Annotated in this window: 10 protein-coding genes and 1 pseudogene; 5 read left to right on the plus strand and 6 right to left on the minus strand. The window is 71.5% G+C overall.

Annotated elements, in window-relative coordinates; genetic code table 11:
- Positions 1-27 precede the first annotated feature (27 nt).
- The 3 genes from AQJ27_RS38075 to thiM are packed head-to-tail and all read right to left on the minus strand — an operon-like array spanning position 28 to position 3,135.
- Positions 28-945: a sulfurtransferase gene (locus AQJ27_RS38075; protein WP_067379230.1), complete on the minus strand. Its 918-nt coding sequence runs from the start codon at positions 943-945 to the stop codon at positions 28-30.
- Positions 942-2,321 (minus strand): LLM class flavin-dependent oxidoreductase, encoded by a 1,380-nt coding sequence (locus AQJ27_RS38080; protein ID WP_067379233.1) that lies wholly within the window; start codon positions 2,319-2,321, stop codon positions 942-944. Before AQJ27_RS38080 ends, AQJ27_RS38075 begins: the two co-directional genes overlap by 4 nt.
- A 34-nt stretch (positions 2,322-2,355) precedes the next feature.
- Entirely contained in the window at positions 2,356-3,135 is a 780-nt protein-coding gene (gene thiM / locus AQJ27_RS38085; protein WP_067379237.1) for a hydroxyethylthiazole kinase, read from the minus strand.
- A gap of 214 nt (positions 3,136-3,349) precedes the next feature.
- Between thiM and AQJ27_RS38090 the strand changes: the two are divergent.
- Positions 3,350-4,274, plus strand: a pseudogene (locus tag AQJ27_RS38090) (LLM class F420-dependent oxidoreductase).
- Positions 4,275-4,434: 160 nt separating this feature from the next.
- Entirely contained in the window at positions 4,435-5,259 is an 825-nt protein-coding gene (locus AQJ27_RS38095; protein ID WP_067379242.1) for a DUF1684 domain-containing protein, read from the plus strand.
- A 69-nt stretch (positions 5,260-5,328) separates the two neighbouring features.
- Here AQJ27_RS38095 and AQJ27_RS38100 read toward each other — a convergent pair whose 3' ends face one another.
- Positions 5,329-6,357, minus strand: a complete 1,029-nt coding sequence (locus AQJ27_RS38100; protein WP_201264411.1) for a helix-turn-helix domain-containing protein — start codon at positions 6,355-6,357, stop codon at positions 5,329-5,331.
- Positions 6,358-6,559: 202 nt separating this feature from the next.
- Between AQJ27_RS38100 and AQJ27_RS38105 the strand changes: the two genes are divergently transcribed.
- The 3 genes from AQJ27_RS38105 to AQJ27_RS38115 are packed head-to-tail and all read left to right on the plus strand — an operon-like array spanning position 6,560 to position 10,240.
- Entirely contained in the window at positions 6,560-7,600 is a 1,041-nt protein-coding gene (locus AQJ27_RS38105; RefSeq protein WP_067379246.1) for an FkbO/Hyg5 family chorismatase, read from the plus strand.
- A complete protein-coding gene (locus AQJ27_RS38110; RefSeq protein ID WP_235613738.1) occupies positions 7,597-9,219 on the plus strand; it encodes an AMP-binding protein in 1,623 nt (540 codons plus the stop codon). Before AQJ27_RS38105 ends, AQJ27_RS38110 begins: the two co-directional genes overlap by 4 nt.
- A complete protein-coding gene (locus tag AQJ27_RS38115) occupies positions 9,206-10,240 on the plus strand; it encodes a DMT family transporter (RefSeq protein WP_079065549.1) in 1,035 nt (344 codons plus the stop codon). Before AQJ27_RS38110 ends, AQJ27_RS38115 begins: the two co-directional genes overlap by 14 nt.
- Positions 10,241-10,327: 87 nt before the next feature.
- On the opposite strand, the gene AQJ27_RS38120 is transcribed toward AQJ27_RS38115, so the two are convergent.
- Positions 10,328-11,728, minus strand: coding sequence for an NtaA/DmoA family FMN-dependent monooxygenase (locus AQJ27_RS38120; RefSeq protein WP_067379250.1), 1,401 nt, complete (start codon positions 11,726-11,728; stop codon positions 10,328-10,330).
- Complete coding sequence (locus AQJ27_RS38125) at positions 11,725-12,834, minus strand: LLM class flavin-dependent oxidoreductase (protein WP_067379253.1); 1,110 nt, start codon at positions 12,832-12,834, stop codon at positions 11,725-11,727. Before AQJ27_RS38125 ends, AQJ27_RS38120 begins: the two co-directional genes overlap by 4 nt.
- Positions 12,835-13,747 lie beyond the last annotated feature (913 nt).

The following is a 13,747-nucleotide window of genomic DNA, read 5'->3' on the forward strand; positions in this document are numbered from 1 at the left end:
CGTCGTAGGCCCTCGGGCCGGGACCGATCATGCCCGATGGGTGGGCGGTGTGTCTCGGCCGACGTCTCCCTCGGGGCCGGTCACCAACGGCAGGTCGGGGTGGGCTCGCCACTCGCTGAGGGAGCCGTCGTAGAGGACGACGTCGTCGATGCCGATCTCGTGCAGGGCGAGTGCCAGCCCGGCCGCGTTGATCGCCCCACCGCAGTAGAGCACCGTACCGGCTCCCTGCCGCAGTCCGTGCTCCTGCGCCAGACGGACGGTGCGTACGGGGTCGATCGTGTGATGAGGGCCGAGCAGGTCGGCGTAGGGCAGGTTCGTGGTCCGGGGGATGTGTCCGGAACGGGGGCGGCCAGGATCGCCCGCATACTCCGTGCGGCGCAAGGCGCAGACGGCCGGGGTGGCGTCGCGGCCGTCGGCGACCCGCTTCATCCGGGCCAGGTCCGTGAAGTGCTCGCGGGCCGGGCCCGCGACGACGTCGCCCGCCGGCGGTGATCCCTCACGCCCTTCGGTGACCGGGAATCCGGCCGCCTCCCACGCGGTGAGCCCACCGTCGAGGACCCGCACACGCGTGATGCCCGCCGACCGCAGCACCCACCACAGACGGGCGGCCCACGCTCCCGTGAGGCGGTCGTAGACGACGATCGTGGAGTCCCGGCGGATGCCCAGCTCTCGCGCGTAGGCGGCGATGCGGTCAGGGGACGGGCAGGTGAAGGGGAAAGGGGCCGAGGGGTCGGAGAAGCCTTCCACGAGGTCGGCGAAGTGGGCGCCCGGGATGCGGCGTTCCGTGTGCAGGGCGAGACCGTGGACGAAGACAGTGGTCCCGTCCGGCTCGGTCCGCCGGTCCACACTGGCGTCGAGGAGTACGACGTCTTCCAGGTTCCTGCGCAGCCACGCCGCGTCGACGAGAGCGGAGGCGGCGGGGGCGGGAGTGGCGGGGGCGGTCAAGGACGGCCTCCCGCTGCCGGTCGGGCGCGGTGTCGCCATTCACCCCGGGCGGGACGGGTGAGTCCGAGGTTGTCGCGCAGGGTGCCGCCGGTGTAGGCGGTGCGCACCAGGCCGCGGCGGCGCAGCTCGGGCACGACGTGGTCGGCGAACTCCTCGAAGGCCGCCGGCACATGGGTGGCCTGGATCATGAAACCGTCGGCCGCGCCTGCGTCGAGCCACTGTTCCATGGTGTCGGCGATGTCCGCGGCCGAGCCGATCATGTTGCCCTCGGTGCGGGCGCCGTACCAGCGGCCGATCTCGCGCACGCTGAGCTTCTCTCGCTCGGCGAACTCGACCACCTCGCGGTAGTGGCCCTCCACACCGACCTCCTCCAGAGAGGGCAGCGGGCCGTCGAGGTCGTAGCGGGTGAGGTCCACGTTGACGTGGTAGGCCAGCCGCGACAAGCCGGCCTCCGGGTGGACGAGTTCGGTGAAGGCCTCGTGTTTGGCGAGTGCGTCCTTCAGGTCCGTGCCCACGACGGTCGTCGCGGCCGGGAGCACCTTGAGCTGATCGGGGTCCCGGCCGTGCGCGGCGGCACGGGACTTGACATCGGTGTAAAAGGCGACGGCGGACTCCAGCGACTCGTGGCTGCAGAAGATCACGTCCGCCCAGCGGGCCGCGAAGTCCCGGCCGGCCGGGGAGGCACCCGCCTGGATGATCACCGGGTAGCCCTGGGGCGGCCGGGGAACGCTCAACGGGCCGCGTACGGCGAATCGTTCGCCCCGGTGCTCCACGGCACGCACCCGGTCGGGCCGGCCGAAGACGCCGCTCTCCTTGTCGGCGACGATCGCGTCGTCGGCCCAGCTGTCCCAGAGTCGGGCGGTGACCTCGAGGAACTCCTCCGCGCGGTCGTAGCGGGTCTGCCGGTCGGGCAGCCTGTCCTGGCCGAAGTTCTGGGCCTCGGCGTCCTGGAAGCTGGTGACCACGTTCCAGCCGGCCCGGCCGCCGACGAGGTGGTCCAGGGTGGCCATGCCGCGGGCGACGTGGAACGGCTCCTGATACCCGGTGGACACGGTGGCGGCGACTCCGAGGTGCTCCGTCGCGGCGGCCATCAGGGTGATGACCGGGATCGGGTCCAGACGCGGGGTGCCCGTACCCCAGGTGACGGCGGGATCGAAGGAGTCTCCGAGGCTGCGGGGCACGGCCAGTGAGTCGGGGACGAACGCCATGTCGAAGCCGGCGCCCTCCAGGACGCGGGCGATGCGGGTGTAGTGGGCAGCCGTGAGGAAACCGTCACCGGCGTCGGGATGACGCCAGCCGACGGTTCCCTGGGGTCCCGCGTTGAGGAATGCCGCCAGGTGCAGCCGGGGGTCGGTGTGCGGGTCGTCGGTCGTCAAGAGGTGCTCCCGGAGGGATGGTGCGGTGGTCCGCTCAGGCGGCGAGCAGGGACAGCTCGTCGAGCAGGGCGACGGCGAAGGAACCCGTACCGGTGGTCCGGGCGCCGGCACGTTCGGCGGCGACGGCGTACGCGGCGTGCGCGACCGCGGTGGCGGTCAGCGCGTCGGGCACGACGGCGAGCGCCCCGGCGATCAGCGCCCCGAGGCTGCATCCGGCGCCGGTCACCTGCGTCAGCCGGACGTCTCCGCCAGGCACGGCCACCGTGCGGGTGCCGTCGGTGAGGTAGTCGGTGGGGCCGCTGACGGCGACGACGGCACCGGTACGCCGGGCCAGGTCCTCGGCGGCGCCGACAGCGTCCTCGGAGGAGAGGGTGGTCTCCACACCCTTGCCCGTGCTGTCGCCGCCCGCGAGGGCGGTCAGTTCGCTGGCGTTCCCGCGGATGACGGTGGGGCTGTACTCCAGGAGGGAGGCGACGAACGCGTCGTACTCGGTGGCTCCCGCTCCCACCGCCACCGGGTCCAGCACCCAGCGGGTACCCGCCGCATGGGCCGCGCGGGCGGCCGTGGACACCGGTTCTGCCGGGTTGCTGATGAGCGCGGCCGTGTTGATCCACACGGCGCCGGCGCCGGCCGGGAAGACCGTCGGGAAGTCGGCCGCGGCACCGATGGCGGGGCCCGCGCCGACGGCCAGCAGTACGTTGGCGCTGAGGTTGGCGGCGACGTAGTTGGTGAGGCCGTAGACGAACGGAGAGCCGGCACGGATCGCCGCTATGCCTTCGGCGACCGTCGGGTCTTCGTAGGTGATTTCTTCCATGGTGGGTGCGTCTCCGAAGCGTAGGAGGGAGGCGGGGGCCGATGCCGCGGCACGAGGTGTATGCAACTGTATGCAGCTGTGCGGCGGTCTCTCCAAGGCCTGACGGACTCATTTCATGAAGGCGCAACGACGGGCGGCCCTGTACACATACCTGACAAGAAGCTGTCACACGCGGACCGGAATGCCTGGTCGGGCGGTCGGGGTTGGCACTGGCATGACTGTAGGAGTGGCGCTCAACGCGTCCAAGGCGGAAAACCAGGTCGACACCGCCGTACAGCTTGCACACGAGGCCGCGGCCTCCGGCCTGCGGTCGGCCTGGTTCGGACAGACCTTCGGCGCGGATTCACCACAGCTCGCGGCGATCGTCGGGCGCGAGGTGCCGGGGCTCCACGTGGGCACCTCCGCGATCCCCGTCTTCGGCCGCCATCCGCTGCTGGTCTCCAGCCAGGCGCAGACCGCCCAGGCTGCAACTCACGGCCGCTACCACCTCGGGCTGGCCCTCGGCACCAAGCTCCTGACCGAGGGCGGCTTCGGTATCCCCTTCGAACGGCCCATCGCCCGTCTGCGTGAGTTCCTCACCGCTCTGCGGCAGTTGACGCAGAGCGGTGAGGCCGACTTCCACGGCGAGTTGCTCACCGCCGTCACGCCGATCTCCGCGCGCGTACCGGGGGGCCGAGGGCGGTGTTCCTCTGCTGGTCGCCGCGATGGGCCCGCAGGCTCTGCGGGCCGCCGGTGAACTGGCGGACGGCATCCTCCCCTATCTGGCGGGCCCGCGCGCCCTGAGCGAGCACATCGTTCCGGCCCTCACCGCGGCGGCGGAGGCCGCGGGTCGGCCCGCGCCCCGGATCGTGGCCCTGGTGTCCGGCGTGGTCACGGACGAAGTCGACGCCGTACGGGCGAAGGTCACCGAACAGCTCGCGTTCTACGAGCAGATCCCGTCCTACGCGCGGGTCATCGAACTCTCCGGCGGCCGACGGGCCTCCGACGTGGCGGTGATCGGCGATGAGAAGACGGTCGCGGCCGAAGTACGGCGCTATCGGGACGCCGGGGCGACAGAGGTGGTGTTCTCGGGCACCGAGATCGCGGGGGAAGCGGACCGGCGGCGCACCTGGACGCTCCTCGGAGAACTGGCTGGTTGACCGTGTGACGGCCGCGCCCGGTCGTCAACCCGACCACCCGCCCTCCGCGACCACCGAGAGCAGACAACAGAGAACAGACAGCAGACAGCAGGCAGCCACGCCTCAGCCGAAGACCCTCACACCATTCCGAGGCCGAGCCTCGCGAGACGAAGGAGTGCCCATGACCGTTCAGCTCCCTACAACGGACCTTCAGGCCTTCACCCAGGACTGGCTGGAGTGGTACCGCGGGCAGGAGGAACGGCTCGCCGCGCCGCACGGATTCCTGGCGCTCACCGGCCTGCACTGGCTCGACGACCGGCCGCAGCGATTCCCTGACGCACCGGGCGCCTGGCGGACCGACGCCGCCGGGGTCACCGTCGTCCTCGACGACGGCGAGGAACTCATCGTGGAGGGAACGCCGGTGCGGGGCGAACACCGCTTCGGAGTGCTGCCCGAGCGTGGTGGCGTCGACGCGGTGTGGGGCGACGCCGTGATCGAGGTGGCTAAGCGTGGCGGGCACGACATCGTCCGGCCCCGGCACCCGGACGCACCGTTGCGCACCGCCTTCGCCGGTACACCCGCCTACGCCCCGGATCCCCGCTGGGTGGTGACGGGTCGTTACCGCGCGTTCGACGAGCCGCGTCCGACGACCGTGGGCGCCGCGGTCGAGGGTCTGGAGCACGTGTACGACGCCCCGGGCCGGGTCGAGTTCGAACTGGACGGACGCCCCCTGGCCCTGACCGCGTTCCCCGGACACGGCCCGGGGCGACTGCTGGTGCTCTTCACCGACGCCACCTCCGGGGTGACCACCTACGCCGCCAACCGGGCCCTGTCGCTCGACCCGCCGGCCGCCGACGGCACGGTCGTCCTCGATTTCAATCGCGCGACGAACCTGCCGTGCGCCTACACCGACCTGGCCACCTGCCCGCTGCCCCCGGTGGAGAACCGACTGCCGGTGGCCATCGAGGCCGGGCAGAAGACGCCCCTTGAGCGGGACCGAGCCTGATCGGCGGAACCCTCTCCAGCTGGGCTCGGGCATGAGCCCAACTGCGGCTGTCCGGCCACTCACCCCGCCCTAGGCCGCCCTCCGCTCGCCCGTTCGCACACGTTGCCCGAGCACGTAGCCGGCCTGGAGGCGGGTCCTGACTCCCAGGCCGTCCATGAGATCCGCGATGCGCCGCTGGCAGGTGCGCAGAGAGATGTCCAGCCGCCGGGCGATCACCTTGTCTTCGAGGCCGTTCAGCAGCAGGCGCAGAATGGCCTCGTCGATCAGGGCGGAGGTGGAGCGCGCGCTGTCGTGGTCGTAGCTGCCGTCGAAGGGCCGTGCCTCGTCCCACGCGCCGCTGAGCGTGCGCCACAGCGCTGCGACCACGGACTCCTCGCGTACGAGGCTGAGCCCCTGCCCCTCCCCGACGGGTACCACGGCGACTTCGGCGTCGACGACCAGCAGCCACCCCGGAGGGGAGACGGCCGTGCGCACCTGTCCTCCGTCGCGCAGCAGCGCCTCCGCCTGCTCCCGCACCCGCACGTCGAACCTGGCGGCCTCCGGCAGCAGTACCCGGAGGAGATCGGAACGCGTCCCCCCGTACCCCGGCCACGCCCCGCGGTCCAGGTCCGCGAGTTCCTCCCACGGATCCTGGGTCGGGAGGGACAGCAGGATCTCTCGCTCCGCCTCGACGGTGATCGTGGTGAGGATCCCCCGGGCCGCTCGGGGGTCCTCGACGCGTTGTACATGCGGGTGTTGTGGCTCACCCGCGAAATTGGCCCGATACAGGGGCAGCAGGCTGTGCATCTGCTGCCTCAACCGCTCCAGCTCGTTCTGACGTCGGCGAAGAGCCTCGTCCTGCACCGCCAGCAGTTGCAGGGAGGCGGACATCGGGCTGACGGCAACGTAGGCGTAGGTGCAGCCGGGCACCAGGTGCAGGAGCCGCAACCGGACGAGATCCTCGATGGCCGCGGCGGCTTCCGCCTCGGAGACGCCGAGATCTCCAACACACCGCTGGATGTCGACGTACTCACTGCGTAAGGCGAGCGTGTACACCTCGCTGGCCGCGGTGCCCGCCTGCGGGATGTCCGGCAGATCCGTTATGCCGTCGATGTTCACGGTTCGTCTCCCCCTCGTAATCGTGCCTGACGCAAGTCGGCGGGTGCCCGGTGAGGGCGCCTGCCAGTGATTCTTCAACGGAGACAGGCCTCGGATCCGACCCCGGGGCGCTTTGTTCACGCTCCCGCAACACCTGGGCAGCGCATGCCGGCCGACCGCACCCACCGCGCTCCGGACGGCCCCGGCAGAGACAAGGAGATTCATGAGTAACCGTCAGCCCGAGGCCCGCCTGCACGGCCTCTGGTCCGACCTGGTTCCGGTCGCCGCTCCGTCGGAAGCGCCCACGGCCCCGCACGGCAACGTGCTGGGGCGGATCCGCTTCACGGACGCCCCCACCGAGCCCGCTCTCGTCGACGCCACTCCCCTGCTGACCACCCACATGACGAACGAACAGGTCACTCCGGTCGAGGAGATCTGGCGCACCGGCCTCCCCGTACGGGCCGGCGTCTCCGGAGACGCCGTCTTCGCCGAGGACGGCGAGCACCTCTTCTACGCGGTGCGCCTCGGCCCTCAGCCCGTGTACCGCCGACCGGTGCGCGAACTGTACGAGAACGCCCTGCGCTTCACCTGGGAGCGCGGCTACACCGACCTGGTCCGCATGTGGAACCTCATCGGCGGAATCACCAGCCCGAACGCGGACGGCCTGGAGACCTACCGCGACTTCTGCATAGGCCGGGCGGAGGCGTTCGCCGCCTTCGCCGACCGCTTTCCCCAACTGTCGGCCGCCACCGGGATCGGCACGCTCAGCCCGGGCGTCGACGTCTGCTTCCTCGCGGCGAAGCCGGGTCGCGCCGTACACCTGGAGAATCCCCGGCAGACGCCCGCCTACAAGTACCCCTCCAGATACGGGCCGAAGTCTCCGAGCTTCGCCCGGGCGACGTTCCTGAGGGACGTCGACGCGCCGGGCCAGGAGACGGGGAGCCTCTTCGTCTCGGGCACGGCCAGCATCCTGGGCGACGACACGGTGCACGTGGACGACGTCGCGCAGCAGACCGAGGAGACACTGCGCAACATCGAGGCACTCGTCGGAGGCGACAACCTCCGGCGGCACGGCGTGGCGGGTGCGGGGTACGACGTGAAGGACCTCGACCAGGTCAAGGTCTACGTCCGCGACGCCGAGCACCTGCCCGTCGTACGGAACATCTGCGAGTCGACGCTTCCCGCCGACACGGACATCTCGTACTTCAACGTCGCGGTCTGCCGGCCCGACCTGCTGGTGGAGATCGAGGGAGTGTGCAGGTGACGGACATCCTCACGGGCATACCCGCCGTGCCGACCAAGTCCGGTCCGACCGAGTCCGGTCCGACCAAGTCAGGTCCGACCAAGTCCGGTCCGACCGAGTCCGTCCCGGCCGACGGCAACCTGTCCGTACGACTGGAACAGCTCGCGCGGCACAAAGGCTGGCTCGACCGCACCGCGTACCTCCAGGGAACGCACCGCTACTCCTACGGCGAGGTGTACGACCGGGTGCGCCGGACCGCGGGGGCCCTGCGACGACTGGGTGTTCGGCGCGAGGACCGGGTGCTGCTGGCGCTTCCCGACAGCGTCGCCTTCGTGGTGACGTTTCTGGCCGTTCTGCGGATCGGCGCGGTGGCCGTGCCGGTGAACACGTTCTTCCACGCCGACGAACTGCGCTCCAGCGAGGAGATCGCCGAGGCCTCACTGGTCGTCTCCGACGCGTCGCTCCAAAAGGAGTTCCGCGGCCGCAGCGTGACACCGAGGGAACTGACGGAGAGCTACGGCCCCGCGGACGACGACGTCGACACCGGCGGCGCCCCGGAGCCGCTGCCGTCCGACGCTCCCGCCTTCGCCGTGTTCACGTCCGGCACCACGGGGGCACCTCGCCTGTGCTTCCACGACCACGGCGACGCCCTCCACTTCGACCGGGCGATCGGCGGTGTCCTCGCGCTCCGCCAGGGCGAGGTCTGCTATTCCGTGTCGCGGATGTACTTCGCCTACGGGCTGGGCAACTCGGTCCTCCTTCCGCTGCAGCGCGGCGCCGTGGTCGTACTGACCCCGCAGCGGGCGGACGAGACGAGCGTTCCGCTGGTCCTGCGACGCCACGGGGTGAGCGTCTTCTACGCCCAGCCCAGCTTCTACGCCCGGCTGCTCGCCCGCCCCGAGGCCGTCGGCCTGCTGGGCCGACTGCGTCTGGCGCTCGTGGCCGGCGAGACGCTGCCCCGGCCCCTGGAGGACAGGCTGCGCCGCGTCCTCGGACCACGCCTGCTGAACATCTGCGGCACCAGCGAGATCGGTCACGCCGTCCTGGCCAACGGTCCGCACGAGACACACCCGTACAGCCTCGGCCGCATCCTTCCTCCGTACCAGGCGCGGGTGGTCGACGACGCGGGCGAACCCGTCCCGGACGGCGAGGTCGGGCAACTGCAGATCGCCGGCCCCACCATCGGCCCCGGTGTGACACGGGGCAGCCTGCCGCCGCACCGGCTGGGCCCCGACGAGTGGTTCACGACCGGAGACGCCGCACGCGTGGACGACAAGGGTCTGGTGTGGTTGCTCGGGCGCGTGGACGACATCGAGATCGTCGCCGGAGCCAACGTCCACCCCACGGAGGTGGAGGACCTGATCACCGGGATCGCCGGGGTACGTGAGGCCGCTGTCTGCTCGGTGCGGCGGGCCGACGGTGTGACGAGCCTGCGCGCCTACGTCGTCGCCGAGCCCGGGGTGGACCGGCTCGCCACGCTGGCGACCACGATCCGCTCGACCACCGGGGCGAAGCTGACCTCGTACAAGGTCCCCGAGGACGTCGAGTTCATCGACGCGCTGCCCCGCAACAGCACAGGAAAGATTCTCCGCCGCGTCCTGCGCGGAGCGAACAGGGAGTTGCCCGATGGCACAGCATGAGACGTCCCCCGTCGCCGCGAAGACCCCGGTCACCGCGTTGGCCGCCGCACTGCTCACCATGGTGTTGTGGGCCTCGGCCTTCGTGGCGATCCGGCACATCGGCGAAAGCGTGCGCCCCGGCTCCCTGGCGCTGGGCCGCCTTCTCGTCGGAGCTCTCGCGCTCCTCGCCGTCGTGACGATCCGACGCGAAGGGCTGCCACCGCGCGCCGCCTGGCCCGGGATCGCCGGCATGGGCGTCTTCTGGTTCGGGCTGTACATGGTGGCACTGAACTGGGGCGAGCGGCACACAGAGGCGGGGACAGCGGCCCTCCTCGTCGGCGCCGGTCCGCTCCTGGTCGCGCTGCTCGCCGGGTTCCTGCTGCACGAGGGCTTCCCGCGTCCCCTGCTCGTCGGCCTCGCGGTGGCGTTCGTGGGTGCGGCGCTGGCAGGGGCTTCCAGCGGTGGCGGCGACACCGCTGTGGTCGGCGTGCTGCTCTGCCTGGCAGCGGCGGCAGGTCACGCCGTGGGCGTGATCTTCCAGAAGCCCGCGCTCTCCCACGCGTCACCATTGCAGGTCACCGCCTACGCCAGCACGATCGGTGCCATCGCCTGCCTGCCCTTCGCGGGACAGCTCGTCACGGATCTGGGCAACGCGTCGGCCGGGAGCTGGGCAGGAGTGGTGTACCTGGGACTGCTTCCGACGGCACTGGCCTTCTGGACCTGGTCGTACGCTCTGGCGCACATGCCCGCGGGTCGCCTGGGAGCAGTGACGTACATCGTGCCGGCCATCACCGTGGTGCTGGCCTGGCCCACGCTGGGAGAGTTCCCGTCGGGCCTGGCGCTCGCCGGGGGTGCGCTGTGCCTTCTCGGCGTGGGGCTCTCGCGCCGTACGCCGCGGACCGCGACCGGACCGACCGCATCGCCTACCGCATCACCTACCGCAACACCGGCCCCTGAGCCTGTGTTTGCCGAGTCCGGATCGGTGGGCGATGTGCGGGGGGAGACAGCCGACGCCTCAGGACCGGCGCGGGCACAGGACTGACTGAGTCGGGCGCCGCGAGGACGTGCTCGCGGCGCCCGAGGGGTCTCGTCCTGATGGGGTGGACCATCGCCGCCGAGGCGGAGCGGGTCAGCCGGCCTGCCGCCGGTCGGTCGTGGAGCGGTGGGTGAGTGGCTCCCGCAGGCCCAGGTGCTCGCGCAGCGTCGTACCCGCGTACTCGGTGCGGTACACACCGCGTTCCTGCAGTGCGGGGACGAGCAGGTCGACGATGTCGTCGAGGCCGTCGGGGATCAGGTACGGCGTGACGTTGAAGCCGTCGAGAGCGCCCTGCCGGACGAAGTGGGCGAACTTGTCCGCCAGCCCCGCCGGAGTGCCCACGTGGCCGCGCTGGGGACCGAGCGCGATGACGGTCTCGCGCAGCGACCACCGGTGCGCCTCGGCCTTCTCCCGCCACTCGGCGACCACCTTGCGCGGGTCGGCGATACGACGGGCGCCGAAGGAACCGTCGTTCTCGGCGACGACCGGGTCCTCCTTGGGCAGCGGACCGTCGGCGTCGCGATCGGAGAGGTCCAGGCCCCACAGGAGCCCCGCGATGCCCAACGCGGTGGCCGGAGTGACCTGTTGGAGGCGGATCCAGCGCTTCTTCTCCAAGGCCTCCTCCTCCGTGGCCCCGATGATGATCTCCGTGCCCGGGAGGATGCGCAGGTCGTCCTCGGGCCGCCCGACTGCCCGCAGGCGACGCCGGAGGTCGTCGGCGAAGGCGAGCGCGTCGTCGAAGTCGTTGCCGTGCGCCGAGAAGATGACGTCGGCGTTGCGGGCGGCGAAGTCCCGGCCCTCGCCCGAGTCCCCGGCCTGGAAGATCACGGGGTGTCCCTGGGCGCTGCGCGGCAGCGTGGGCGCGAGGTCGACGTCGAACTGCGGCCCCCTGTGCCGGACTTGACGTACGGCGCCGGGTGCCGCCCAGGCGGGGGCGCCCGGGGAGCCGGATACGGCCCCGTTCTCCCAGCCGTCCCAGAGCGCGCGGGCGACGGTGAGGAACTCCTCGGCGCGCCGATAGCGGTCGGCGTGGTCGAGGTAGCCACCGCGGCGGAAGTTGGCGCCGGTCCAGGCGTTGTCGGTCGTCACCACGTTCCAGCCGGCGCGGCCCTCCGAGAGCAGGTCGAGTCCGGACAGGCGGCGGGCGAGGTCGGCAGGCTCGTTGAAGGTGGTGTTGGAGGTGCTGACCAGGCCGATCCGGTCGGTGACGGCGGCCAGTGCGGCGAGCTGGGTGATGGCGTCCGGCCGCCCGGTGATGTCGAGGTCGTGGATCTGTCCGTCGACCTCGCGCAGCCGCAGCCCCTCCCCCAGGAAGAACGCGTCGAACAGACCCCGTTCCGCGGTCTGGGCGACGCGCCGAAAGTTGGCAGGGTCGATCTGGGAGCCGCTGGCCGGGTCGGACCAGACGGTCCAGTGGTTGACGCCCTGGAAGAAGACGCCGAAGTGGAGCTGTGCGTCCGGGCGGGGTACGTCGAGGGGGTCGGTGCGGGTCATCGGGTCTCCTCAAGGGCCTCGAACGCCGCACCGGCGGCGTAGCGGTTGGCGGGCCGTTCGAGGCCCAGGTGGGTGCGTAGGGACGCGCCGGGCAGCGGGCGGACGGCGTGCCGCCGCGCGAAGAGGTGGGGCAGGACGAGCCGGGACAGCTCCGGCAGGTCCTCGTCCAGCACCAGCGGGTGCAGGCGTACGCCGTCCACGACGCCTCTCAACTGCTCCAGCAGGGTGGCGAGTCCGGCGGCTGAGCCGATGTGGCGCAGCCGTCCGCCGGTGGTCCAGGGCGCATGGCGCTCGAGGTCGGCGACGCGCTCGTCGGCCGTGGCGTCCACGGTGTCGAGGGCGACCTCGACCTCGGCGAAGGTGCGCGGTGTTCCGGCGGCGGCCGCGGCCGCGGTGAGCGAGGCGATGTCGGGGCCCTCGACGAGGGCGACGTCGAGTTGTTCGGCGGGCACGAGGCCGGGCCGGCCGAGGACGACGAGCTGGCCCTGGGGCGGACGAGGAACGATCGCCGGGCCCTTCACGGCGTAGGTGTCGCCGGTGAAGTCGACGTAGTGGAGCCGGTCGCGGTCGAGGTAGCGGCTGGTGGCCACGGAGCGGATGACCGCGTCGTCCTCCCAGGAGTCCCACAGGGCGCGGACGACCTCGATGCCGTCGCGGGACTCGCGGGCGCGGGCGGCGGCGCCGTCGACGAGGGGGCGGTCCCAGGCACGGGCCGCCTCAGGACGTACCTCCTCGCTCACCACCCATCCGGCACGCCCGATCGAGATGTGGTCCAGGGACGCCAACTGGCTGGAGACGTGGAACGGTTCGGCATAGGTGACCGGAACGACCGGCGCGATGCCGATGACACTCGTCGACGTGGCGAGGAACGCGGCCCGCTCCACCGCGCCGATGCGGCCGACCACGTCGGGCGTGGCGCCGGGCGGGAGTGCGCCGTCCTCCAGGGTGAGCAGGGTGAACCCGGCGTTCTCCGCGGCGGCGGCGACGCGGGCCACGCGGCGCGGGGTCAACAGGTGGTCGGGGGAATGGGCGGCGCGGCGCCAGGCCGCGGGATGGGCGCCGTCACCGTCGAGTTCGACGGCGAGCCGCAGGGCAGGGCCGGACATGGGGTTCCTTCCGAGGGCACGACGAGACGGCCGGCCCGACGGGCCGACGGGGTCAGGGGCGTGCGGAAGGACAGACGGCGGAGGCGGTGCGGCAGTAGTCGACGTGCCGCCTGATGATCAGCCGCGTCCCCGTGCCGGCACCGTGTGGTGCGGCGCCACGTACGCGCATCGGGGCCTCCACCCGTCCGGGAGCGATCGCTTCAACCTACGTCGTCGCCCCCGGAAGGTGTCAAGAACATTAGATGTACGCGCATACAGCAGCGCCACGGCGGGCTGGCGGGCTGGCGGTACGGAAGCACCGCGGAGGAGCGGTGCGGAGCATGGACGGCCGCGTTCGTACCGTTTGTTCATCCATGCCCCCCTTGCGACCGTCCTGGGCGAGGCGCCGTCCACCCGACGCGTTTGCGAAGGAGTGAAACGCCGGAGGGCGGAAGTGCGCCGAGTAGGGCACGGCGGAACAGGCCCGGGATGATGCCCGTCGCGACGGGAAGTACCCTGCGTTGCCCGTGTCTTTGGTGGTGTGTACTCGTGACCGCGGACCCAAGGATCCTTCACCGGGAGACGGCAACTCCCTCAAGGTTGGGCCCGGATCCTGGCTGGTCCGGCGAAGGGAGCAGGTCTGCGTCCTCGGTCGCGGGGACCCGCGCGCGAGGGCCTTTCGTGGCCGACCGCCAGATACGCCGGAGGCCCGGGGCCGCTCGCTGGTCCAGGGCGGCGTGACCACTCGTCGACCTCAGGATCACGTCCCTCAGAGCACCCGGCTGTGAACTTCGCGCTCAGAAAGTCCTGTTGACCTCGTTGACATGCCCCAAGCACTCGCGTTTCACTCAACTCTCGTGCATGGCAACGTTGTCAGGCCGTCGGAGCGACCGGCGCCGTTGCCCGCCGCTGGCGTGCCCCGTTCCTTGTTCCT

Source organism: Streptomyces olivochromogenes (genome assembly GCF_001514115.1).
GTDB lineage: Bacteria > Actinomycetota > Actinomycetes > Streptomycetales > Streptomycetaceae > Streptomyces > Streptomyces olivochromogenes.